The organism is Weissella confusa (assembly GCA_041871065.1).
GTDB classification, from domain to species: domain Bacteria; phylum Bacillota; class Bacilli; order Lactobacillales; family Lactobacillaceae; genus Weissella; species Weissella confusa_A.
Window position 1 is genome coordinate 1910707 of sequence record CP168942.1, and the last position, 24726, is coordinate 1935432.

Annotated in this window: 29 protein-coding genes and 1 other annotated feature; of the genes, 1 reads left to right on the forward strand and 28 read right to left on the reverse strand. The window is 45.5% G+C overall.

Annotated features, from left to right (window positions below; all coding sequences use genetic code 11):
- Positions 1-10 precede the first annotated feature (10 nt).
- The 11 genes from ACAW68_09230 to ACAW68_09280 form a co-directional block, all read right to left on the reverse strand.
- Positions 11-562: a uracil-DNA glycosylase family protein gene (locus ACAW68_09230; protein ID XGA17024.1), complete on the reverse strand. Its 552-nt coding sequence runs from the start codon at positions 560-562 to the stop codon at positions 11-13.
- An 83-nt stretch (positions 563-645) separates the two neighbouring features.
- The gene (spxB, locus tag ACAW68_09235) at positions 646-2466 is read right to left on the reverse strand and encodes a pyruvate oxidase (protein ID XGA15634.1); all 1821 of its coding nucleotides are present in this window, start codon (positions 2464-2466) and stop codon (positions 646-648) included.
- Between the two features lie 127 nt (positions 2467-2593).
- Positions 2594-4729: a leucine-rich repeat domain-containing protein gene (locus ACAW68_09240; GenBank protein XGA15635.1), complete on the reverse strand. Its 2136-nt coding sequence runs from the start codon at positions 4727-4729 to the stop codon at positions 2594-2596.
- A gap of 224 nt (positions 4730-4953) precedes the next feature.
- A complete protein-coding gene (locus tag ACAW68_09245) occupies positions 4954-6111 on the reverse strand; it encodes an MFS transporter (protein XGA15636.1) in 1158 nt (385 codons plus the stop codon).
- A gap of 114 nt (positions 6112-6225) precedes the next feature.
- Positions 6226-6684 carry a DUF805 domain-containing protein gene (locus ACAW68_09250; GenBank protein XGA15637.1) on the reverse strand — a complete coding sequence of 153 codons (459 nt, stop codon included), beginning with the start codon at positions 6682-6684 and terminating at the stop codon, positions 6226-6228.
- A gap of 253 nt (positions 6685-6937) precedes the next feature.
- Positions 6938-7330 carry a 30S ribosomal protein S9 gene (gene rpsI, locus ACAW68_09255; GenBank protein XGA15638.1) on the reverse strand — a complete coding sequence of 131 codons (393 nt, stop codon included), beginning with the start codon at positions 7328-7330 and terminating at the stop codon, positions 6938-6940.
- Positions 7331-7355: 25 nt separating this feature from the next.
- A complete protein-coding gene (rplM, locus tag ACAW68_09260) occupies positions 7356-7799 on the reverse strand; it encodes a 50S ribosomal protein L13 (protein ID XGA15639.1) in 444 nt (147 codons plus the stop codon).
- A 178-nt stretch (positions 7800-7977) separates the two neighbouring features.
- On the reverse strand, positions 7978-8727 hold the full coding sequence (gene truA / locus ACAW68_09265) for a tRNA pseudouridine(38-40) synthase TruA (GenBank protein XGA15640.1): 750 nt from the start codon (positions 8725-8727) through the stop codon (positions 7978-7980).
- A 14-nt stretch (positions 8728-8741) separates the two neighbouring features.
- Positions 8742-9542: an energy-coupling factor transporter transmembrane protein EcfT gene (locus ACAW68_09270; GenBank protein XGA15641.1), complete on the reverse strand. Its 801-nt coding sequence runs from the start codon at positions 9540-9542 to the stop codon at positions 8742-8744.
- On the reverse strand, positions 9535-10398 hold the full coding sequence (locus ACAW68_09275) for an energy-coupling factor transporter ATPase (protein XGA15642.1): 864 nt from the start codon (positions 10396-10398) through the stop codon (positions 9535-9537). Before ACAW68_09275 ends, ACAW68_09270 begins: the two co-directional genes overlap by 8 nt.
- Positions 10374-11216, reverse strand: a complete 843-nt coding sequence (locus ACAW68_09280) for an energy-coupling factor ABC transporter ATP-binding protein (GenBank protein ID XGA15643.1) — start codon at positions 11214-11216, stop codon at positions 10374-10376. The genes ACAW68_09275 and ACAW68_09280 overlap by 25 nt, the downstream gene beginning before the upstream one ends.
- Positions 11217-11329: 113 nt before the next feature.
- Here ACAW68_09280 and ACAW68_09285 point away from each other — a divergent pair, with 113 nt between their 5' ends.
- Entirely contained in the window at positions 11330-11923 is a 594-nt protein-coding gene (locus tag ACAW68_09285; GenBank protein ID XGA15644.1) for a TrmH family RNA methyltransferase, read from the forward strand.
- A 44-nt stretch (positions 11924-11967) separates the two neighbouring features.
- Here the strand turns inward: ACAW68_09285 and ACAW68_09290 are convergent, their stop codons facing one another.
- The 17 genes from ACAW68_09290 to ACAW68_09370 all read right to left on the reverse strand — a co-directional run bounded on the left by ACAW68_09290 (position 11968) and on the right by ACAW68_09370 (position 24721).
- A complete protein-coding gene (locus ACAW68_09290) occupies positions 11968-13641 on the reverse strand; it encodes an NAD(P)/FAD-dependent oxidoreductase (GenBank protein ID XGA15645.1) in 1674 nt (557 codons plus the stop codon).
- 273 nt (positions 13642-13914) lie between these two features.
- Positions 13915-14859: a metal ABC transporter solute-binding protein, Zn/Mn family gene (locus ACAW68_09295; GenBank protein ID XGA15646.1), complete on the reverse strand. Its 945-nt coding sequence runs from the start codon at positions 14857-14859 to the stop codon at positions 13915-13917.
- Positions 14852-15703 carry a metal ABC transporter permease gene (locus ACAW68_09300; GenBank protein XGA15647.1) on the reverse strand — a complete coding sequence of 284 codons (852 nt, stop codon included), beginning with the start codon at positions 15701-15703 and terminating at the stop codon, positions 14852-14854. The genes ACAW68_09295 and ACAW68_09300 overlap by 8 nt, the downstream gene beginning before the upstream one ends.
- 3 nt (positions 15704-15706) lie before the next feature.
- On the reverse strand, positions 15707-16441 hold the full coding sequence (locus tag ACAW68_09305; protein XGA15648.1) for a metal ABC transporter ATP-binding protein: 735 nt from the start codon (positions 16439-16441) through the stop codon (positions 15707-15709).
- 207 nt (positions 16442-16648) lie between these two features.
- Positions 16649-17476 (reverse strand): serine hydrolase, encoded by an 828-nt coding sequence (locus ACAW68_09310; GenBank protein ID XGA17025.1) that lies wholly within the window; start codon positions 17474-17476, stop codon positions 16649-16651.
- Between the two features lie 205 nt (positions 17477-17681).
- Positions 17682-18047 carry a 50S ribosomal protein L7/L12 gene (gene rplL, locus ACAW68_09315; protein XGA15649.1) on the reverse strand — a complete coding sequence of 122 codons (366 nt, stop codon included), beginning with the start codon at positions 18045-18047 and terminating at the stop codon, positions 17682-17684.
- Between the two features lie 90 nt (positions 18048-18137).
- Positions 18138-18644, reverse strand: coding sequence for a 50S ribosomal protein L10 (gene rplJ / locus ACAW68_09320; GenBank protein ID XGA15650.1), 507 nt, complete (start codon positions 18642-18644; stop codon positions 18138-18140).
- A gap of 27 nt (positions 18645-18671) precedes the next feature.
- Positions 18672-18798, reverse strand: a sequence feature (ribosomal protein L10 leader region).
- Between the two features lie 71 nt (positions 18799-18869).
- The gene (rplA, locus tag ACAW68_09325; protein ID XGA15651.1) at positions 18870-19562 is read right to left on the reverse strand and encodes a 50S ribosomal protein L1; all 693 of its coding nucleotides are present in this window, start codon (positions 19560-19562) and stop codon (positions 18870-18872) included.
- 95 nt (positions 19563-19657) lie between these two features.
- Positions 19658-20083 carry a 50S ribosomal protein L11 gene (rplK, locus tag ACAW68_09330; GenBank protein XGA15652.1) on the reverse strand — a complete coding sequence of 142 codons (426 nt, stop codon included), beginning with the start codon at positions 20081-20083 and terminating at the stop codon, positions 19658-19660.
- Positions 20084-20240: 157 nt separating this feature from the next.
- Positions 20241-20795, reverse strand: coding sequence for a transcription termination/antitermination protein NusG (nusG, locus tag ACAW68_09335; GenBank protein ID XGA15653.1), 555 nt, complete (start codon positions 20793-20795; stop codon positions 20241-20243).
- A 104-nt stretch (positions 20796-20899) separates the two neighbouring features.
- The gene (gene secE, locus ACAW68_09340) at positions 20900-21070 is read right to left on the reverse strand and encodes a preprotein translocase subunit SecE (protein XGA15654.1); all 171 of its coding nucleotides are present in this window, start codon (positions 21068-21070) and stop codon (positions 20900-20902) included.
- 43 nt (positions 21071-21113) lie between these two features.
- Positions 21114-21263 (reverse strand): 50S ribosomal protein L33, encoded by a 150-nt coding sequence (rpmG, locus tag ACAW68_09345; protein ID XGA15655.1) that lies wholly within the window; start codon positions 21261-21263, stop codon positions 21114-21116.
- 65 nt (positions 21264-21328) lie between these two features.
- Positions 21329-21904, reverse strand: coding sequence for a hypothetical protein (locus tag ACAW68_09350; GenBank protein XGA15656.1), 576 nt, complete (start codon positions 21902-21904; stop codon positions 21329-21331).
- Positions 21905-22028: 124 nt separating this feature from the next.
- Complete coding sequence (gene rlmB / locus ACAW68_09355; protein XGA15657.1) at positions 22029-22925, reverse strand: 23S rRNA (guanosine(2251)-2'-O)-methyltransferase RlmB; 897 nt, start codon at positions 22923-22925, stop codon at positions 22029-22031.
- Complete coding sequence (locus tag ACAW68_09360) at positions 22909-23334, reverse strand: Mini-ribonuclease 3 (GenBank protein XGA15658.1); 426 nt, start codon at positions 23332-23334, stop codon at positions 22909-22911. The genes rlmB and ACAW68_09360 overlap by 17 nt, the downstream gene beginning before the upstream one ends.
- A 48-nt stretch (positions 23335-23382) precedes the next feature.
- Positions 23383-23862, reverse strand: a complete 480-nt coding sequence (locus ACAW68_09365) for an S-ribosylhomocysteine lyase (protein ID XGA15659.1) — start codon at positions 23860-23862, stop codon at positions 23383-23385.
- Position 23863: 1 nt separating this feature from the next.
- The gene (locus ACAW68_09370; GenBank protein ID XGA15660.1) at positions 23864-24721 is read right to left on the reverse strand and encodes a MetQ/NlpA family ABC transporter substrate-binding protein; all 858 of its coding nucleotides are present in this window, start codon (positions 24719-24721) and stop codon (positions 23864-23866) included.
- Positions 24722-24726 lie beyond the last annotated feature (5 nt).

The window sequence follows — 24726 nt, forward strand, 5'->3', positions numbered from 1 at the left end:
CGGCGTATTTTTAGTTATTCAAGATATCTGCGACACGCTTTTGTAGTGCTGGTACAACTTCCGTTTCAAACCACGGGTTCTTGGCAAGCCAGATGTTGTTGAGTGGAGATGGGTGCGCCAACGGCAAATACCGCGGGCCAAAATCCGCAAAGCGATGCACCACGCTGGTTAACGATTCACTCGCTTTGATTGGCAAATAATGCTGTTGGGCATATTTACCAACCAGCAAAATCAGTTCGACATCCGGCATCGTATCAAGTAGTCGTTGATGCCACTCACCTGCCACAAATTTTCGCGGTGGCAAATCGCCACTCTTTCCCTTGCCCGGGAAATAAAAATCCATCGGCAGCACTCCGATTACCCCTGACTCGTAGAAGGTTTTACGGTCGATGCCCATCCACTCACGCAACCGATCACCACTTTTGTCGTTAAACGAAATCCCTGTTTGCTCAACAACCGCACCCGGCGCCTGGCTAATAATCAATATTTTAACGGTTGGCGCAATCATATAAATCGGCTCAAGACCGCGCGCTGTAAACGCAGCATTACGCGGATCAGCCATAATCTCTTGTTTTAAATCCACACCGTCACCTCCAAAAAAATCGGTACTACATCAATTGTAGTACCGATTCATCTTAACTGAGTTTAGAAACTAAACTTATTAGCATTATCTTCCTTGATGTAGATTGACTTCAAACCTTCACCTTCAAGGAACTCACGGAATGGCACAAGCGCTTCAGCTTCGTACTTTTCCTTGTATTCCTTGACCACGTCTTCGCTGTACAAGTTTGTATCAAGCTTCAACGTTTCAACTGGAATTGGACGGTCCTTGGTAATCTTCGCATCCACAACGACAACGCGACCTTGCTTGTAGTAATCAACCGCTTCTTGCATCACACGGTCAATATCTTCAATACGGTTAACGGTCAAACCAACGGCACCTTGCGCTTCACCAACCTTGGCGTAATCAACATCGGTAAAGTCGACCCCGAAGTTGTACTCGTTGGTGTCTTCATACTTGTTCTTGATGAAACCGTACTCCGTGTTCGTAAAGATAACGTTGATCATTGGCATGTCGTAACGCACACTCGTGACAACATCAGGATACGTCATTGAGAACGCACCATCACCGATAATGTTCCAAACTTGACGATCTGGGTAAATATTCTTGGCACCGATACCACCCGGCAAAGCGATTCCCATTGTTGCGAACAATGGGGATGTACGCCACATTTGCTTAGGGTTCATGTGCAAGTGACGCGTTGACAATTGTGTCACGTCACCGACATCAGTTGAGAAGATGGCATCTTCATCAGCTAGCTTGTTGATGGCATTGTAGACTTGGTAGGCTTGCAACGGTCCTTCTGTCTTTTGCTCCAACTTGTTCATGTAGTCGCGCCAGTTTTGAACGTTCTTGATGTTTGCTTGCCACCATGGTGTATCCGCTACTGGTTCAACCTTTGCCAACAACGCCTTCAATGATTCACCCGCATCAGCCAAGATGGCGACATCCGTTTCGTGACGCTTACCAAGCATGTCTGGGTTCGCATCGATTTGAATGAACTTCTTCACGTTACGGAACGTTCCCTCAACTTCTGAGAATGGGAAGTTTGTTCCGATGAACAATACCGTATCGGCCTCCAAAACAGCTTCATTGGCTGGCTTCCAACCAACACGGAACGCTGAACCAGTCAATGCTTCAAAGTCCCAATTGAAGTTGTCGAAGTTCTTTCCGGTCGTAATCACCGGTGCCTTAATCTTGCGTGACAACTCTTCCACCAAGTCACCGTGACCTTGGGTTCCGAAACCAGCATAGATAACCGGACGCTCCGAAGCCTTCAAAATAGCAACAGCCTCATCAATTTCTTCAGCCTCTGGTGCTACTGGCTTGTAGCGCTTGTACTTCGTTCCTGAAGAGTACAAAGGTGTTGAGTAGATTGACTCAGCATCCAACTCAGCAAAGCCAAAGTCAGCTGGCACTTCAAGCACCGCAACACCACGCTTTGAAATGGCGGTACGAATTGCATCGTCCACCAAGTGTGGCAATTGCTCAGCTGTAGCGACACGACGGTTGTAGACCGCAATGTGATCGTACATTGGATTTTGGTTCAATTCTTGGAATGAATCCATGTTCAATTCACGCACTGGCTTTGATCCCAAAATCGCTAGCACGGGGATGTGATCCATATACGCATCGTACAATCCGTTAATCAAGTGTGTGGCACCCGGTCCACCTGACCCAACAGTTACGGCAATGTTTCCCCCGAACTTATATTGCATAACGGCAGCCATCGCACCAATTTCTTCGTGCTTAACTTGGATAAACTTCACCTTGTTTTCTGGATTTCCCATCGCATTCATCAAACCACTTAGCGTACCAGAAGGAATACCGTACATGGTATCAATCCCCCAGCCTTCCATGACCTTCAATGCTGCTAATCCTGCAGAAATCTTCTTATCTGACATCTTTATAAACCCCCATACGCACATTCTTGTAAGCGCTTTCTTAGGTTCATTTTAGTCTTTTGATTTAGGCAAAGTCAAATTATATATTTCAATGCCATGTTAAATTTCATGCAATACCGTCATGTTATTAATGACGCTTCCCCCACCAATCAATACCAGCCCAACCAAGAATCAATCCAATCACAATGCTACCCACGGCTGCGACGATAATCATTTCCGTTGACGTTTGTGGTTCGGCGCCAGTTGGTGCTGGCTGTGATTTCGTGACAACCGTTGGCGTCTTATCATCTGGCTTATCTGGCACAACTCGTGCAGCTGGCTTCTCCTCAGATTTCGTCATTACAGCTGGCTTCTGTATTGGTACAACACCAGCTGCGACAATCGGCGTTTGCTTAACCAGCTTTTCCGTTTTGGCAAACTGCGGCGTTGCTACAGGCGCCGTTTTAATCACTTGTGCTTTGATTTGCTTCTGTGGTGTTTCTGGTCGCATGACACCTTCAGTCAACATTGCTACTGTTGTATCCTGCTCAGTTGTCTCGTTCACTGATGGTAGTGGCGCGGCGCCTGGCATACCTTCTAAGCGGAAGGTCACATCATACCAATTATCATAGACGAAACTGCCAGTGCGGAAATCAACGTGCATGTTTTCGATAAACAATGGCTTAGCAACCTGTTCAGCCGTTAAATCGAACGCATAGGTCATGATATATTCAGATCCCACCAAGTTCGCTGATAATTGACGACCACTCGTGAACGTAATGCTGTTAGGGCCATAATTAGCCGGTACTTTAGCCGTAATCGTTAACGTGCCTGTGCCATCTTCGTCAGGTTCAAACGTTGCAGCCGACTTGATGTAGTTACTTGCCACAGAGGTTAGGTTACTGCCATCCCCTTTCAACACGGCCAACGTGACTGGCAAACGACTCGGTTGTGCCACCTCTGTTTTAACCGTGAAAGGTTGCTCCACTGTCCCACTAAAGCGACTGTTAATTCCACTGGCACTTTTGTTGTCCCAAGACAAAAAGGCGGAACTATCTGGCTTAACGCCTTGCAGCGTCACCTGACCGTTTACCGTTTTAAGCGGTGCCCCATCTTGTTGCAAGGCAATGCCATTACCCGACGTGTCTTTGACTGACAATGGCACCGTTGCTGTCGTTTCACCACTCTTCAACCCAATGGCTGCGTTAGTGACCGACTGGTACTTCGCATTCAGATAAGATAGTCCCTGCAAATTTTGCAATGGACTCAAATCTGATACGTGATTACGTAATAGATTCAATGACGTCAGCTTTGTTAAACCAGCCAGCGGTGCCAAATTAGCAACTTGCGCATTTGAAAAGCTTAGGTCAGTCAAATTCGTTAATTGCTTAAGCGGTGTTAAATCACTGACTTGGTCCTTGCTAAAGTTCAAACTTTGCAGTTGGCGTAAACCAGCCAACGGCGTTAGGTCAGAAATTTGATCATTAAAATCGATTGATAACGTCACCAACTTGGGCATGTACGAAAATACCTGCACCGCATTATTCGTTAACCCCATCTGCGAAAATGTCGCTTCTTGTAAGTTAACTAGTGAGCGCAACATCGAAATATCATTGCTACGATTATTCCCAATCGACAACGTTGTTAAGTTTGTGAGCGATGCAATCGGTGTGTAATCGGTTAGCTGATTTGAACCAACCTTCAAAGCAGTCAGTTGATGCATCCCCGCCAATCCTTGGACTGACGTTAACTTATTACCAGCAATTCCCAAATAACTTAGTTTAGGCAAATCAGTCACCGGTGGCACCGTTGTCAGATCATTGTTCTGCATTTCTAATTCTTCAAGCGACGTTAATTGGGCGAGCCCCGCCAGCTTATCCGGTTGCGTCCCATAGTCGTCTGCAACTAAATTCAGTGACTTAACCGGTGTCCCTGCAAGTGGCGTCAAATCTGGCATTACACTCGCCTTGTTCATGCGCAAGCTAACGTCAGTCAGATTGTGTAAATGTTGTAACGGTGTAATATCTGTGATCGTGTTACCTGTTAAATCAAGCGCCCGCAAGTTCGTCGCAAACTCAAGTCCTGACAAATTAGTGATGCCATCATACGTCAGATTGAGTTGCGTAATTGTCGCAACGTTATCCTTCGTCAATGGTGTCCCCTTCCCCAAGGCAGCTTGTAACGCCACGCGCAAAGCTGCATCAGGCACCCAACTTGCGACATCTTCAGTTGCTGTGCTTGTTAGTGTTGCCTCCGCGTGAACTGGCACGTTACTTGTCGTCATCCCCACAATGCCCCCAAGCAATACCCCACTAATCAAAACAGCATGTTTTATTCGTTCGATTGTTCCTTACCTTCGCATTCCCATAGATTAAATCCTACATAATCTAAGTTTACGGGAATGTGAGTTGTTGAACAAAAACCGATTTTTAACATGACGTTAAACGTTGCCAGAAATTTTGGACAAAAAAAGCCGTTCGAATCATCTGACTCGAACGGCTATCGTCATTAATAACGTTTAAGAAGTTGCGCAACCCCGATTGCCAACAGACCAATCACCGCACCAACAATCGGTAGTGTTTGTAAGCCAACATGGGACATCACCATGTTACCCACAAATGAACCACCAGCAATACCGAAGTTTAACGCTGATACATTGAGCGCTGAAGCAACATCAGTATGCGCTGGTGCCAGCTCAGTTGTCGTTATGATAATGCGACTTTGCAACGATGCATTACCCATGAATGCCACTAACCCAAGTAGTGCGACACCCATCAAATACCAACCAGCCTTCGGTAATACTACCAACTGGATTCCCTGCACAACTGCTTGCGCTAAGAACACACCCATTAGTACATTTAGCGACTGGCGGTTCGCTAGTCGACCACCAATCACATTTCCTATTGTGACAAAGACACCATACAGTACTAGCACCCACACAACACTAGTCGTTGAAATGCCAGTTACTTGTTGGAGATAAGGTCGGATGTACGTGTACAACACAAAGGTTGCCCCGAATCCAAGCGTTGCCATCAAGAGGGTTAGGGAAATGCGCGGCTGTCGAATAACAGTAATAATTCCTAACAATTGGTTGTCCGTAACTGAAGGCGCTGCCGACTTGGGCACTTGGATTAAGACACCCAACCAACCGATCAATCCAATGATGCCGACTACCGCAAACGTTGCGCGCCAACCGACGACATCACCTAAGTAGGTGCCAAATGGTACACCGAAGACCGTCGCAACAGTCAGGCCACCAAATAACCACGAGGCCGCTTCACCCTTCTTATCTAGTGGTGCCATGTTCGTCAGATATACCGACGCTGTCGCGAAGAACACACCGTGCACCACAGCGGTCAATGCGCGGGTCACCAACAAAAGCCCATACGAAGGGGCTACCGCGGAAGCGACATTCAATACCGCAAACGCAAACATCAACCACGTAAACAAGCGACGACGAGCTACCCGACCAACAAAACTTGTTGCAATTGGCGCACCGACCGCTTGTGCAATTGCATACCCGGTCACAAGTAAGCCAATCATCCCTGTCGAGACATGCATATCCTTGGCAATATCTGTCAGCATTCCTACCGGCACAAATTCAGTGGTGCCAATCGCGAAGGTCGAAACAGCCAACGCAATCGCAATTTTATAATATTTAGTCATCTCAAAAACACCTCACGTAAAGCAACCACTTTACCGCATTTCAGATGATAACACCACCTCACCACAAAAAAAGATTGGCTTCTCAGCGAAGCCAATCTTCATACGTCATTGGTTTTACTTAATTCGACCGCCTATAATCGGCACGTTCTTCAAGCCATCCGTTCCAACCAAAGCTAGAACGAAGATAACTGCACTCACAGCGAAGTGAACCCAAGTTACACCGCTACCGAATGGCATAAGCGACAACCCAAGTACAATAACAAGAATCTTCCAGCCCCAGTAATTAAGGCCGATGTCGTTGAAACGTCGGACCATCAATGAAAGTGATGGTACTGCAATGGCAAGTACTGATACAAAGAACAATACGCCAACAGCAACGATACCTGTGTTATCAACACTTGCTGAAAGATGTACCAATAAGTTGTTGCTGAATAGTGCCAAAAGCAAAGCAATCATTCCAAGCCAAACGGCCTGCCACAACACATTCAAGAAATAATCCTTACGCGTTGTGCGACCCTTGAAGTCAAAGATGTGCTTCCAAAATCCTTGGAATGCTGCTGTCATAGTCGTCATTGTTAAACCCCTCCAACAATCTAAAAACGAATAGTTTTGATCATCAAGGTGGAAACTCCCTTATCTCCATCTGACACAGTTAGTATATTCCTTCACAATTTATCCTTCAAATAATAAGTCTTATATTTCAGACTTTTCATATTTTCATGCTAATCGTAAAGAAACCAACAAAAAAACGCGTTCGCAATCGAAATTGCAAACGCGTTTTTTGTTTTTGGATTCGTTTCCAATCCAGAAAGTGAAAATCGAAAGATTAACGCTTTGAGAATTGTGAAGCCTTACGGGCCTTCTTCAAACCTGGCTTCTTACGCTCCTTCATACGAGCGTCACGAGTCAACAATCCAGCCTTCTTCAAAGCTGCACGGAAGTCAGGATCCACTTGCAACAAAGCACGTGAGATACCGTGACGGATAGCACCAGATTGACCTGAGAAACCACCACCGTTTACGTTAACCAAAACATCGTAGTTTCCTAGAGTTTCAGTAACGTTGAATGGTTGTACCATAACCTCACGCAAGTTAGCGAAAGGAATGTATTGTTCAGCTGAACGACCGTTGATCGTGATTGCACCGTTACCAGGTACCAAACGTACGCGGGCAACAGAGTTCTTACGACGGCCAGTTCCGTAGTATTGTACTTGAGCCATAATTAACTATTCTCCTTTCGTTAAATTAAATAAGGTTAGTGATATCCAACACTTCAGGGTTTTGTGCTGCGTGTGTGTGCTCTGAACCAGCAAACACGTGCAACTTCAAACCTTGTTGGCGACCAAGAGTACCCTTTGGCAACATGCCGTGAACTGAAAGCTCGATCAAACGTTGTGGGTTCTTCTCTCGCAAGTCACCAGCTTGACGCTCCTTCAAACCACCTGGGTGGTTTGAGTGGTGGTAGTAAATCTTGTCCGTAGCCTTCTTACCCGTCAAAGCGACCTTTTCGGCGTTGATAACGATAACGTTATCACCAGTGTCGACGTTAGGCGTGAAAGTAGGCTTGTTCTTACCACGCAAGATTGATGCTACGACAGTTGACAAACGTCCCAATGCAATATCAGTTGCATCGATGACATACCACTTGCGATCGATCTCACCTGGCTTTGCCATATAAGTTGTACGCATGGAAAATTCCTCCAATATTCTGTTTGTTTACTTTACCAATAATTAAAAAAGTCGTACCAGGACATTCCCATTGCGGTGTGGTAAACAATACCGAGATTTATCTTACCTTTTTTCTGACCAAACGTCAACGGCAATAGCCCTCGGATTTAGTAATTTCGTTAGTTTTCGGCCAATCTAATTAATAATCAACCGACATCAAGTAAAGACCCTGAGCTGGAGCCGTGAATCGGGCTTGTTGACGATCCTTCACCGCAAATAAACGTTGAATATCGTCGACTGGTCGTGAACCATTTCCAATCTCCAACAACACACCGACCATGATACGAATTTGATTGTACAAGAATCCATTACCTGAGAACTCAAACCAAATTTCATCGTCTTCTGGCTTCTCCCACATCTTAGCTGAGTAAACCGTGCGGACCGTCGTTTTTTGTTGGAAACCTGAGGCGACAAAACTCAACCAATCGTGTTCACCAACGTAATCGCCGATGGCTTGCTGCATCAAACTCGTATCGATACGGCGGTGCCAGTGACCGGTGTAGTTACGCTTAAACGGATCGATGAATTCAGTCGTTGAAAGACGGTATAGATACGTCTTATTGTGAGCGCTGAACTGCGCGTGGAAAGACTCATCCACCTTTTCAACTGACTTAATACCGATGTCGTAAGGTAACATCGTTGAAAGTCCTTTACGTACTGCCTCGTTCGGAATATCAAATGGCAAATCGAAGTGCACGACTTGTCCCATTGCGTGAACGCGCGCATCAGTACGACCCGATCCCTGCACTCGAATGTGTTCTGTTGGATCCTTGGCCATCTTATTAACGACTTTTTCCATCTCTAGTTGCACAGTTCGCTTGCCAGGCTGAACCTGCCAACCATAAAATTCTGTGCCATCATACGAAATTGTTGCTTTGTATCGTGGCATCTCTTCTCTTCTTTCTAAATCCAGCGCGTTGCAATTAAGACAACGGCAAATACGATAAATCCAATGACTGCAACCGTATCTTGCTTGCCCCAAGTCAAAACACGGTACTTCGTGCGGTGATCACCACCACGGTAACCACGGGCTTCCATAGCATCCCCAAGCTCAATTGCACGCTTAATCGCGTTAATGAACAATGGAATAAGCAATGGTACAAACGCCTTAATGCGACTAACGATGTTTCCTTCGTTGAATTCAACACCACGTGCACGTTGCGCATTCATAATCGTCTCGGCTTCATCCATTAGTGTTGGCACAAAGCGCAACGCAATTGACAACATCAAGGCCAACTCAGCAACGGGGAAGCCTACCTTTTTCAAAGGCGCCAGCAAATTCTCCATTGCGTCCGCAACTGCTAGTGGCTGGGTTGTTAGTGTCAAAATGGTTGAAAACATGATAATCAAGACGAAGCGTACGAACACTTCGATACTGTTAATCACACCATCCGTGGTAATCGTGATAATCCACCAGTGCCAAAGTACGTGACCTGTTTGGACAAAGAATAATTGCAAAAGTGTTGTGATAAACATCAAAAACAATAATGGTCGTACGCCACGTAAGAAGACACCAACACCCAAGCCAGTTAAGGTAATGGCCATCAACGTAAAGATTCCGGCAACCACATAACCAGCCACATTATTGGCAAAGAAAATCACAAAAATAAAGGCGATGCTGAGCACTAGTTTTGTGCGCGCATCCAAACGGTGAATCCATGACTCACCGGGCATATAACGTCCAATCAAGAGGTTATTAAACATGCGCTTCCCCTCCTAATTTTGCAGCCAATTGATCCGCCAATTGGTCGATATCTAAGACATTTTCAAGTTGCAAGCCCTTATCGGCAAGTTGATCCGCAAACTGCTTGGCGATTGGCACATCAAGTTGCTTTTCATGGAGCCACGCCACATCCGCAAAGACTTCGGCTGGCGTCCCTTCTTTCACAACGGTACCGCCTTCGAAAATAACCACGTGATCGGCATATTGCGCAACATATTCCATTTGGTGCGTAATCAACACGACCGTCATGTCGCGTTCCTTTTGCAAGCGTGCAAACAGTGTCATTAATTCTTCTTGCCCAGCAGGATCTAGTCCAGCCGTGGGCTCATCAAGAATCAACAAATCCGGTTCCATTGCCAAAACGCCGGCAATCGCGACACGGCGCATTTGACCACCAGACAACTCAAAAGGTGAACGCTCATCAAATCGTTCAGCCATCCCCACCGTGCGCAAGGCACGTTGGGCAGCTTCTTTCGCTTCGGCTTCCGACTTACCAAAATTCTTTGGACCAAACATCACGTCCTTCAAGACCGTCTGTTCAAATAATTGTGCTTCAGGGAATTGGAAAACAAGTCCCACGTGAGCACGCATTTGGTTCAGCTCTTTTGGCTTCGTTGTTGGCACAATCCGTTGTTCACCAATCGTAATTTCGCCAGCCGTTGGGATTACCAACCCGTCTAGGTGCTGCACCATAGTCGACTTACCTGAACCAGTGTGCCCAATTACTGCCGTGAACTTTCCTTCTGGCATGGTGAAGTTAACATCATGCAAACCTGGCGTCGCGAATGGCGTGTTCAATTGATACGTAAAACCTACTTGGTTGAAATTGATTGCCATAGCCAATCCACCATCCCTTCAGTCGTTAAGTATGAGTCGGGAACATCAATCCCACGTTCACGCAACTTTTCCTTTAGTTGTTCTGCGAAAGGCACTGCCAAACCGAATTCGCGCAACTTTTCAGCGTTGGCAAAAACGTCTTCTGGCGTACCTGTTTGCATCAAATCACCATCGTTAATCACGATAACGCGGTCAGCACTCGCTGCCTCTTCGATGTCGTGCGTGATTGAGATGACCGTCAACGTGTCACCAAGTTGACGCTTCAAATCATGCACCAACGCAATCATTTCACGACGTCCCTTGGGATCAAGCATGGCCGTTGCTTCGTCCAGGATTAAGATTTGTGGTTGAATGGCAAGCACAGATGCAATTGCCACACGTTGCTTTTGACCGCCAGAAAGGCGGGCAGGTTCGCGATCTGCGAACTTAGCCATGCCAACCTTTTCAAGTGCTTCTGTAACGCGAGGCACCATTTCTTCACGTGGAATACCACGATTTTCCATCCCAAAGGCCACATCGTCAGCTACCGTTGCGCCGACAAATTGGTTATCCGGATTTTGAAAGACCATCCCCACTAAGTCACGAATGGCCCACATGTTATCTTCGTTAACTGGCGTGCCGGCAATCGTAATCTCACCTGCCGTTGGCGCCAACAAATAATTCAATAGTTTCGCTAAGGTCGACTTACCCGACCCATTATGTCCAATAATCGCAATCCACTCACCTTGATTGATCGTTAATGAGAGATCATTCAAGGCTGGTGTCTCACTATTTGGATATGAGTACGTCACATGCGACAACTCGATAATTGGCGTCATGTTCACGCCCCCCTTACTTATTTTTTGCTACTTACCATAATACCAAACTCGACCTATGTTTTGTGGCGTTTGGTGCAATTTGTCGGGTACAATAGTTTTGAGAGGATTTACATATGTCAGACATCGATTTAAGTCGCTCAGCCGACTACCGTAACGTCACGGACTTTTTCAAAGGTCAATCGGATGACGAAATAAAAGCCGCCCTAGACGAGCGTCGTGGCGACATGATTACCATCATGCAAAACCTAAGCCATGATTTCAACAAAGCTTCTGCCGTACGTAACAGTAATGCGTTTGGTATGCGCAAGATTATTTTCCTAAACCCCGAAAACCCTGCGATTCCTGATTCTACGGAAGGCATCAAGAAATGGGATCGTCGCGGGTCACTGGGTACCCAAAACTATGAACACATCGAACACCATCGCGTGACTGATTATCAGGGGTTATTCGATAACTTACATGCTGATGGCTATACGATTTACGCCGTCGATAATACACCTGGCTACAACCCACAATCAGTGTATGACGTACAATTCCCGGCTAAGTCCGCCTTCCTATTTGGGGAAGAAAAACTTGGCTTAGCGGATGATTTAATCGACGCGGCTGATGCCATGATTTACATTCCACAATATGGTAGCGTACGCTCAATTAACGTTAGCGTCGCCCATGGCATTATCTCAGCCTTCTACGCTTCACAGCATATGTAAAAGGGAGCACGATGAACTTAATCATCGTGCTCCCTTTTCATTTATTACTTCTTCAAGTCGTTGTAACGTGACTCGTGCTTACCGTACAAGCTACGTCCAAGCGTCTTCTCCAAGAATGGCGTTACCCAGTAGTCCAAACCGAACGTGCGACCTGAACCGTTCATAACGGCCAATGAAGCGAACGTCAACAAAACCATTGACGTTGTAGCTGAACCAGCAAAAATCAATACCAATCCCAATACAAAGGCAACGAAACCGGCAATTGACGTCAAAAGACCAAAGGCAATCAACCAACCAACAACCGTGGCAATCATACCAATTGTTCCTGAAACTGATGCACCTGCAGAAATCCACAAGATACCAACAACAATACGTAGTGGCACAGTCCACAAAACGTTACCCATACGTGACGTCCAACCATAGAATGGCGTACGACCATTTGGCGTACGGAAGAACTCGTCCATCAAGTAGTGGAAGATGTGGTAACCACTCGTAATTTGCGCAAAGAAGTACAAGTTAATGATGTGCTTGAACATGTTGGCAAAGAAGCCAGACAATGGCAAACCATTCTTACCAAGCTTTACGCTACCAAGTTGCTCAGCAATTCCAACCGTGTAGTGCGCACCGATTGAAACAGCGTAACCTTGGTAGTGACCCTTGAAGGCCTTACGTGATCCCTTACCCAACAAATCGAAGATGATGTTAGGAACAGCTGTGTTAGCAGCAGACTCTCCACCTTCAACCGTTTGTGGCGTCCAACCTGAACGTGGGTTGTCAGGAATTGTACGAGCAGGCTCTTGGTAGGCTGCCACGTCACCAACAACATAAATGTCTTCTTCACCCTTAGCACGTGAGTAGTCATCGGCCATAAAGCGACCAGCAGGGCCTTGTTCCAAGCCCCACTTTGAACCTTGCTCCTTAGCCTTAACACCGGCCGTCCAAACCAACGTTTCAGTAGGAATTTCCGTACCGTCCTTCAGAACGGCAGCGTGTTCCTTCACTTCAACAACACCGGCAGACTTACGCATGTTAACACCGTGCTTGATCATGTATTGCTCACCCTTGTCAGCAAGCTTACGGTTCGTCAACATGTTCAAAATTGTTGGCGCAGCTTCAATCACGTCAATCTTAATTTCTGATTCATCCAAGTTGTTAGCTTCGGCAAGCTCACGACGTTGTTCAATCAATTCACCGGCCAATTCGACACCAGTAAATCCTGAACCAACAACCGCAATACGCAACTTAGCTTCGCGCTTGGCTGGATCCAACTCCATAGCACCTTCGCGAATAACTTCTTCGATGTGTGAACGAAGGCGAACAGCTTCTTCAAATGACCACAACGTGTAGCCGTACTCCTCAACACCTGGCGTACCAAATGTATTAGTCGTACCACCAGTTGCCAAGACCAACTTCTCGTAAGGAATGTCTCCTTCAGAAGTCTTAACAATCTTTGCTTCCTTATCAATCGTATCAACTGTGGCAGTCACAATCTTAACGTTTGGTTGGCGTACGAACAATGTACGCAAATCAAATTGGATGTGCTTTGGCTCAACACGCTTCGTTGCAACTTCATGCAACTCCGTCATGTACGTAAAGAATGAGTGGCGATCTACCAAAACAATTTGGTAATCCGTGCCCTTCAATCGCTTAGCCAACTTGCGCGCAGTAAATACACCAGAATAACCGGCACCAACTACGACGATGTTTTTATTAGCCATATGAAAAAATCTCCTCAGTATCCCACAAAAAATGTAATTAAAAAATAAATCCTCAAATAATTTTAGACCCGCAAAGTGGATTTGTAAACGAATTCACTATTTTTTTGTAAATAAAAATTCCCCTATACCAGGCCTTTTACAGACATTATACCAATGGAACCCTTGTTATTCGTGCATTTATGCTCAACTATTTGTGCGAAATATAAGACTTTTAATAGCTTCTTTAAGGCACAAAGACGTGTCCCCTAGCACGGGACACGTCTTTGTTTTTAATTATTCAACCATCATACCAGCGTGAATCTTATCGATATTCCACTTAACCATGTCGTAGTAAGTGTCACCTTGCGTTCCCTTCTTAGCCAAAGAATCCGTATAAATCTTCTCGTAGATTGGCAAACCAGTTTCCTTAGAAACCTTCTCCATCGACTTAGGTGAAACAGAACTTTCAACGAATAGTGACTTTACATCAGACTCGTTAATCTTTGCCAACACTTGCTTCATTTGCTCAGGTGTTCCCTGTGACTCAGTGTTGATTTCCCAGATAAACGCTGGCTTAATACCGTAAGCCTTTGAGAAATACTTGAAAGCTCCTTCAGAAGTTACTAGTAAGCGCTTGTTCTCTGGTACGTCCCCAAACTTACGTTGTGCTTCTTCATGCAACGCCAACAACTTCTTTTGATAGGCAGCTGAGCGCTTTTCAAATTCAGCTGCGTGTTCAGGATCCTTTTCCTTAAGAACAGCTGTAATCGTTTGAACGTACTTGATACCATTACTCAAATCCAACCATGCGTGTGGATCAGTTTCCTGTTCCTTGCCGGCAGCAGTTAGATACATTGGTTGTACTAGCTTTGATGCCGCAAATACTTCTTTACCATCACGCTTGTTAGCCGTTTCCGTCAGCTTCGTAAACCAGCCATTACCACCTGTTTCTAGATTCAAACCATTGTGGAAAATAACATTAGCTTCAGTTGTGGCTGTAATATCAGCCGTCTTAGGTTCGTATTCGTGCGGGTCAGTGCCACGCTTAACAATGCTGTAGACCTTTACATCATCACCACCAACTTGTTCGACCATATCTTCCAAAATTGAATTTGTTGTAACGATACGCAACTCACCACTTGCTTCAGCCTTTTGACTGTCACGTTGTGAGACGAACCAAGCTAATCCCCCAGCAACAACTCCTAATGCACCTACGGTAATCGCAATCTTCTTAAACACTTTGCTTCCCCCACTTAGTTAAAAATCCTTGTTTCGGTGACACGACAAACGATACTAAAAACATAATTGCAGCCATCAAAACAATCGCTGGACCAGATGCCCAATTCATTGTGTATGACAGGTACAAACCAATAACTGACGCGACAGCACCAACTGATGCCGCAATGACCAGCATCCATTGCAAACGATTAGTCCACAAGAACGCCGTCGCAGCTGGCGTGATTAACATCGCAACAATCAAGATAATCCCAACCGTTTGCAACGCCGACACAGTAACCAGCGTCAGCACCAACATCAACCCATAATGCAGATACGCCGTTTGCAACCCGTACGTCTTCGCAAACGTTTCATCAAACGATGTAATCAACAATTCTTTGTAAAAAATAACAACGAACAAAACGACCAGTACTAGTACCGCCACCGTTGACATCAAGTCACGATCAGACACCGCCAGCACGTTTCCAAACAGAATGTGATGCAAGTTGGTTGATGACTCAGCCATTGAAATTAAGATGAACCCAAGTGCGAAAAATGCCGAGAACACAATCCCGATTGCGGTATCATTCTTCAACTTACTATTCGCTGCTACAGCCCCAATCAACAATGCCGCAATCACCCCAAACGCTGCTGCACCAACCATCAGATTAATACCTAACATGTAGGCAACTGCAACTCCTGGTAGCACACTGTGCGAAATGGCATCACCCATCAATGACATCCCGCGTAAAATAATAAAACTCCCGATAATCCCCGACATGACTCCAACCATCACTGACGCTAACAAAGCGCTCTGTAAAAAGTTATAATGCCCCAATGCTGCTAAAAACTCTCCAATGCTGGCCATCCGCTACGCCCCCTCAGATTTATTAAATAAAATGGCACCCAAATCTGCTGAAAATGCTTGTTGGACGTTAGCTTGGTTATAAACTTCAGCAACCGGTCCATGTGCAATCACCCCGTGATTCATAATCAGCAATTCATCAAAGTACTTCCCCACCTTATTTAAATCGTGGTGCACCACAATAATTGTCTTGCCGTCATCGCGCCATTTCTTCAGCACCCGCATGATATCCTCTTCGGATTTCATGTCGATACCAACAAACGGCTCATCTAAAATCACAACTTCTGCTTGTTGCACAATTGCGCGTGCCACGAACACACGTTGCAATTGACCACCCGACAATTCTCCAATTTGTCGATTTTTGAATTCAGTCAAATGAACTTGCGCTAAGGCCTCATCAACTAATTCACGTTCTTTCTGCCCAGGGCTTTTGAATAATCCTAACTTGCCATACGTACCCGTTAAGACCACCTCAAAAACGCTGATCGGAAACGTTAAATCCAACGCCGCTCGTTGCTCGACGTATGCGACTTTGCGACGGGCCATCTTAATTGGCCGACCATCAATCGTCGCGCCCCCTGTACGTCGAACTAATCCAAGCGCTCCCTTAATTAAAGTTGACTTACCAGCTCCGTTCGGTCCAATAATCCCTGTAATCTTGCCTGGGCTAAACGCCACAGACAAATTTTGAAAAACTGGGGTTGCTGTGTAGGCCACCGTTAAGTTATCAATATGCAACATCTTGTTCCCTCCTCATTCAATGTTGTTTAGATGAGTTTGCATCTCATCAACTTCACAAGACTATCCGATTAATCGGAACAAGACAATAGTTTTACTGCGATTGAAAATTTTTAGTAATAGAACAACAATATTTTGTCATGATAAAAAGTTAACTATCAACACCCTGAACAAAGCAAAAAACGGCCCTGCTTATGCAGGGCCGTTCGACTAGTTATTCAGATAATCATAGGTAGTTGTCGCCAACTTTTGTACCAAATTAATGCCCGACTGCTCACTGGAATTACCACTCGTTAAGACTGCAATAACATAGTCGCTACTGTCTGATTTAACGTGCCCGATTGAATTAATAATCCAACCGTTGGAATCTTCCAACCAGCCATTCTTTAATGCCACTGTCGCATCACTACCAGCACCGGCACTCACACCCCAGTTCTGATCTGAAGAGACGTTACTCATTAGATTAGCGATATATGAACGACCCGCATCTGGCAAAACTGAACTGTCATAAAAAACGTTGCGCAATAATGTCACTTGATCAGTTGCCGTGGTTAAACTATATCCCCACGCAGACTCATCCATCTTAGAATTTGTCATACCTAATTTGTTGAACAACTTATCCGGCGCTTTAAATCCGCCTTCATATTCTAACAGTGCGGTTGTCGCATCGTTATCACTATCTTCAATCATCGCTGTCGCTAACGTTTTTTCATTAATCGTCATGTTCGTCTGATTGTTAGTGTGTTGTGCTATCAAATTCGATAACACAGCCACCTTAACAACACTGGCAGTTTTAAACTGGCTGCGTCCAGATGTTGTATAAGAGGCTGTCACGCCCGTTTGCTTATCATAGATAGCGATTGTCGCATCTGCGTTTGCAGACTGCGTGTCAGTCGCCCATTTCGCTTTTAAGTCACTTGCTTCGCTCGAGGTAGCCTTCTTCCCAACCACCCCAATGGCCGTTGTCACGCGTTTAATAACGCCACTCACAGACATCGAATGACCATCCATTGTCATACCAATCAACGACCCACTCATCACGATAGCAGCCACCAAAAGCGACAACCAGATTTTACGTCTGCGCTGGTTTCGCCTTTTGTCTGACCGATCCATAATTATTCCTTCTCTCTATATCAAAGCTGGTGACTATAAGTTTAGACCGTCAGACTTAATCTAAACTTTTAGCAGCGCAAAAAAAGACGTGATACCGAAGTATCACGTCTTTTTTAAAGAAGGGCGTTAATTACTTAACAGTAACAACGGCACCAGCTTCTTCCAACTTAGCCTTCAATTCGTTAGCTTCGTCTTCTGAAACGCCTTCCTTGATAGCTGAAGGAGCGTTGTCTACCAAGTCCTTAGCTTCCTTCAAGCCCAAACCAGTTGCTTCGCGAACTGCCTTGATAACTTGAACCTTAGCTGAACCAGCTGAAGTCAACTCAACGTCAAATTCAGTCTTGGCTGCTTCGGCACCACCAGCTGCACCAGCAACTGCAACAGGGGCAGCAGCTGAAACACCAAACTCTTCTTCAATAGCTGAAACCAAGTCAGCCAAGTCCAAAATCGTAGCTTCCTTCAATGAAGCGATGATTGAATCCTTATCAAATGCCATGATAATTAATCTCCTCGTTTATTTGCCTATGCGGCGATTTTATTTGTTTGGGCAATGCCCGGGTAAACCTGCATAATGCCAAGCGGATGCTTAGGCTTCAGCAGCTTCTTCCTTTGCGTCTGACACAGCCTTAACTGCGTATGCAAAGTTGCGAACAGGTGCTTGCAACGTTGACAACAACATTGACAACAAACCGTCGCGGTCTGGCAAAGCTGCGTACTTGTTGATATCTTCAACAGATGCAACTTGACCGTCAACAACACCACCCTTGATTTCCAAGGCTTCGATGTTATCAGCAAACTTCTTCAAAATGCGTGAAGGAGCGATTGCGTCCTCGTTAGAGAATGCAACGGCTGATGGTCCGACAAACAAGTCGTTCAAGTCAGTCAATTCAGCGGCTTCAGCAGCACGCGTCAAGATCTTGTTCTTGATAACCTTCAACTCAACGCCTTCTGAACGCAATTCTGAACGCAAGTTGTTGGCTTGTTCAACCGTCAACCCACGCACGTCAACAACAACTGCAGATGCGGCTGACTTAAACTTGTCAGCAACTTCTTCAACTTGTTGTGCCTTCAAAGCAATAGTTGCTTCACTCATGGTAATGTTCCTCCTGTTAAGATTTTGATTCGTACCAAAAGACCCCCAGTACATACTGCACCGGGGGTCAAAAGTCGCTTACGCGTTTTTCACTTCCTCGGCGGGTTATTAAGTCTTACGACACCTGCGTCTTAGGTAGAATCGATTTATTACTCGAACTACTTTATCAGGTAGTCGAGGAAGTGTCAACATGAAAAGCTAACTTTGATCTAGAAAAATTCTAAATTACAAAGAAGCGATATCGATGTTAACAGCAGGTCCGAACGTTGAAGCGATTGATACGTGCTTTACGTATGCACCCTTAACAGCGGCAGGACGAGCCTTCAAGATAACGTCTGACAATGACTTGATGTTTCCAGCAAGCTTGTCGGCGTCAAATGATACCTTACCAACTGGTACAGCAACGTTTCCGTCACGGTCAGTACGGTAAGTAACCTTACCTGACTTAGCGTCAGTAACGGCCTTAGCTACGTCAAACGTAACAGTTCCCGTCTTAGGGTTAGGCATCAATCCCTTAGGACCCAATGCACGTCCAACACGACCAACTTGGGCCATCATGTCAGGCGTAGCAATGGCAACGTCAAAGTCCAACCAACCGTCAGAAATGCGTTGAACCAAGTCAGCAGCACCAACTACGTCAGCACCAGCTTCTTCAGCTTCCTTAGCCTTATCACCTTGAGCAAAGACCACAACAGTTTGGTCCTTACCAGTACCGTTAGGCAAAACAACGGCACCACGCAATTGTTGGTCAGCTTGACGAGTATCAACGTTCAAGTTGAACGCGATTTCAACAGTTGCATCAAACTTGGCAAAGTCGATGTCCTTTACCAATTGGGCAGCTTCTTCAACAGTGTACAACTTAGCACTGTCGATCTTTTCAGCGGCTGCCAAATACTTCTTACCATACTTCTTAGCCATGGTAGCTATTCCTCCTTGCAAATGCGGTCAAACGGTCATTGACCTCCCGCTTGATCATGCTTAGTTTCCTACGCGATCCGTACGGAACCCGTTAATTAGCCTTCAACAGTGAAGCCCATTGAACGAGCAGTACCTTCGATCATGCGAACAGCTGCATCAACGTCAGCCGCGTTTAGATCTTGCATCTTAGTTTCTGCAATTTCACGTACTTGTGCTGCAGTAACCGTAGCGACCTTCTTCGTGTTAGGCTCACCAGAACCCTTTTCAACACCGGCTGCCTTCTTCAACAAAACTGCTGCTGGAGGCGTCTTAGTGATGAATTCGAATGAACGATCTTCATATACAGTAATAACTACTGGGATCAACAAACCACCTTGGTCGGCAGTGCGAGCGTTAAACTCCTTTGCGAATCCCATGATGTTAACACCAGCTTGACCCAAAGCAGGTCCAACTGGAGGTGCAGGGGTAGCCTTACCGGCCGGAATCTGCAACTTAACAATGCTTGAAACTTTCTTAGCCACGATTGTTTCCTCCTTCGTGTTTGTGGTGTAATGGCGCGTTTCGATTTACGCCTCCCACATATGCGTGTTGCCACACATACCAGATTATAATAACAAAACGCCTGACTTTTGACAAGTCAGGCGTTCACTAAATATTCTTAATTTTCGTTGTTTCCCATTAAATCAATGGTTGAACATCGTTAAATGAGATTTCAGTTGGTGTTTCGCGACCCAAGAAGTCAACCAAAACCGTTACTTCTTGCTTGTCGTTATCGATAGCCGTTACTTCACCTTGCATACCTGCAAATGAACCAGCAACGATCTTAACCGTCTCACCAACTTCAACGTTAAGCTCAGTTACCTTACGCTCAACGATGTTCATACGTTGCAACATGTCGTCAACTTCATCAGGCAACAATGAAACTGGCTTTGAACCACCACCGTGAGAACCCAAGAAACCAGTAACACCTGGTGTGTTACGGACAACATACCAAGCTTCGTCAGTCATAATCATCTCAACCAAGGCATAACCTGGGAAATCATTTTCCTTGATGATCTTCGTCTCGCCGTCCTTCTCAACTTCAACTTCTTGTTCAGGCACGATAACGCGGAAGATGTAGTCAGTCATCCCCATCGTTTCGATACGTGATTCCAAGTTGGCCTTAACCTTGTTCTCGTAACCAGCGTATGTGTGCAAAACGTACCATTGCTTATCGTATGACTCAACTGCCATGATTGCCTCCTCAGGTTATACCTGTAATTTTTGTAAATTAAAAACCCTCATGACTGAGGGTTTTATTATCTGCGTTTCGATATTTTTATTATATCGCAACCGGCTTACTTAGACAACCAAGTAACCCCTTGCTCAAATACCCAGTCAGCGCCACCGAACAAAACGGCGAAAAACAAACCAGTCATCAAAACAATTGAAGTGTCACGGACGTTTTCACTCAAAGTAGGCCAAGTAACCTTCTTCATTTCCGCAACAACACTAGCCAAAAACTTCATGTCATGTACTCCTGTATCCAGAACGGTTTAGCCGACCTGGTGCTTACATCGTCTCGCGGTGCATTGTGTGTTGTCCGCAGAACTTGCAAAACTTCATAACTTCAAGACGCTCAAGACGATTTGGCTTCTTCGTTACCATATAGTTTCGTGATCCGCAGACACTGCACGCTAAAGCGACTTTCTTTGCTGCCATAATGTGTCTCCGCTCTATCTATTTTCTCATTTAATCTATTGTTAACTATACCACAATCGCCAATCTCAGTCATCATACAACTCAACGGAAAGTTTAATCTGGATCTGGCGACGCATTAAATACCCCCACGATTTTGAACGATGCAATATTTCAGCGCACTCCTCGACCTTGTATCCCGATATCCATAACTTCAAAAATTGCCGTTCTTTTGGCGTCAAGTTTGACAATACCGCTTGCAGTGACGTTTTAATGTGCTGCTTTTCTTCGTAATATATCACCGTGTTCTCTTCCAGTCGCCCGCCATTCGCGCGCTTCTCATCTTCCATTGCAACGGTCTCAAATGATGCGTCGACGCGATACTCAAGTCGCCAAATTTGCTGGGCATGGTGTCGCAGTGCCTTTTCGTAATAACTCACTAACGTCGGCCAGGTAAAGAATCTTAGCGACGCCAAGGCACGATATAACACATACTGGGCTTCTGAATACCAGTCGCTCGACTTTATTCGTGAATCTTGACGTGCATATTCGCGCCAAATCAAACCATTTAACTGACTACTGAGTGTGGTCAATGCGACCGCATCCCCATCCCGTGCGTCTTTCATGATGTCTTCTATATTGTCCGGCACACACTTCACCATCATTCAGGCCCTCCTCGTAGGTTGTCTTATTCCATACAATGCCACAAGCCAGAGGCTATGCCACGATTATGCAAAAAAGGTACTCTCTCACTTCATTGAGACAGTACCTTTGTGCGTAACATTTATTCTATAGTGGGTTGCGGCTATTAAATGCTTGATAGATAAGCAAACTAGCTGCCACTGAAGCATTCAAACTTTGGACGTGACCAACCATTGGAATCGTCAACGTCTCATCAACCGTCTTCTTCAACAATGGTGAAATACCCTTGCCTTCATTACCGATGATAAGTGCAGTTGGCCCAGCAGCGTCCCAGCGACGGTAATCCTTACCATCCATGTCCGTTCCAAAGACCCACAAACCGCGTTCCTTCAATTGTTCAACCGTTTGAACCAAGTTAGTAACACGCGCAACTGGCACGTGCTCAATTGCTCCTGTAGACGTCTTAGCAACAACTGATGTCAATTGCACCGCACGACGCTTTGGAATGATAATACCGTGTACACCAGCCGCATCCGCCGTTCGCAAGATTGATCCCAAGTTGTGAGGATCTTCAATTGAATCCAACACCAAGAAGAATGGTGCTTCATCCTTTTCAGCCGCCTTGGCAAACAAATCATCAATCGTTGCATATGCATATGCAGCAATTGATAACACGACACCTTGGTGATTTTGACCATCTGTCAATTCATCAAGCTTAGCCTTAGGCGCATCTTGGATGACCAAGCCACGCTTCTTAGCAAGCGTCATGACTTCATTACGGATTTTGTCTGTCAAACCAGTTTGTAGCCAAACCTTGTTGATTTCCGTTTCACCCTTCAACGCTTCAACAGAAGCGTGGTGACCAAACACGAATTCAGTTTGCGCTGCAATATCCTCTTGGTCTGATTCTGGTCGTTCTGCACGCTTTGCACGTGGTTGACGGTCACGGTCGTTAAAGCGGCGGTCTGCTCCGCGACGATTATTATTGCGCTCTGGCTTACCACCACGATCGCGCTTGTTTCGGTTATTACTTTGTTGTGCCATTTGCTCTCGTTCGTCCACTTTCTACTTGTTCATAAACCCAGGCAATAATTTCATCCAAACGGGCTTGTTGGTCACTCGCTGCCAAGTAGCCAATTAGCGCCTCAAATCCAGTTGAAATACGGTACGTTACCACGTCCGTATTCTTTGCCTTCGTATGTGAATTTGCATTACGCCCACGCTTAAAGTAGGCCATCTCTTCTTCAGTCAATAGGTCATCCGTTTCCATCAACGCAAACAAAGCAGCGTGCGCCTTAGCTGACACATAATTCTTTGATTCACGTTGCAAACGGGCTGGCTTAGTAATCCCTTTAGCTAGCAAATGTTGACGAATGTACACTTCATACACCGCATCCCCATAATAAGCCAAATCCAAGCCATTCAATTGCTCATAATTAATCTTCTCATTCATGCTTACTATAATAACAGAAAAACCAGGTCAATGACCTGGTTTTACTTATTATGCTTCTACAACGTGACGAACAAATGGATCATCTGACAATCCTTGTTCCAAGATAATCGCCGCCCACGCCTTAGCCGAGTGAAGGCTGTGATCCTTGAAATTACCGCACTCACGAATCGTTGTTGCGGGCACATCATCCCAAGTAATCTCATCACGAATCTTGCGCAACACGCGGGTGAATGTTTCCGCAAGTTGTGTTGGCGTATACGTTTGCCAACTAATAACATGAAAGCCCGTACGACATCCGAATGGTGAAATATCAATAATGCCATCCAATTCATCGCGAACCAGGCTCGCAAATAGGTGCTCCAACGTGTGAATACCGGCCGTCTCAATCGACGTTTCATTCGGTTGCACCAAGCGCAAATCGTAATTTGCAATCGCACCACCAGCTGGGCCAGCTTGCTCTTCAATTAAACGCACATATGGTGCTTTAACTTTTGTGTGATCAAGTGTAAAACTTTCAACTTCTGCCATGTTATTTTCCCTCCAAATAAGATACAGGCTTCTTTACTTCAACCTTTGTGCCGTGGTATTGATTCTTAATCCACTTTTGTACTGCTGGGTCACGATATAGTGCCACAAGCTTCTTGTACGTCTTGTTATTGGCTTGTGATTCACGCGTTGCCAAAATGTTGATGTTACCAATCGTGCCTGAGTTAATTGACTCATGATAAATTGAATCCTTCAAAACATTCAAACCACCGGCTTGTGAAACTGAATTTGAAATTAGCACCGCTGCCACTGAGTCATCTTGCTTAACCAGTGACACCCCAGTTGTGTCATCAATTTCCTTGAACTTAAAATGATGTGGATTGTCAGCAATATCAGCCACCCCTGACAAGGCTGAGAAGTTTGCCTTCAACTTAATCAAACCAGCGTTAGCAAGCAAGCGCAGACCACGAGCTGCATTGGCGTTATCACGCGCAATCGCAATTGTGCTACCATCCGGAATGTCGCTTACTTTGTGATAATCCTTTGAGTACACACCCATCGGCTCAATATAAGTTGTGCCGAGCGCAGCTAGCTTCTCCGTATCGGTCTGCTTATTGAACGCATGGAAATAGTCATAGGACTGAAAGGCATTCACATCGACTTCACCCGAAGCCGTCGCCTTATTTAAGGTTCCCCCATCTGTAAATTCTTTCACCTTAATTTGCACATGCGCCTTTTTCGCTGCCGATGAGTCGGCAATATGACGCCAAATTTCAGCATCTCCAGTGACCGATCCAACCGTCACCTTTTTAACCGTCGCCGCCTGAATTGACGTCGTTGTCGCTAACAACGTCCCAGTCAGGACAACCCCAGCAATCACAATTCCCAATCTCTTAACCATTTCGC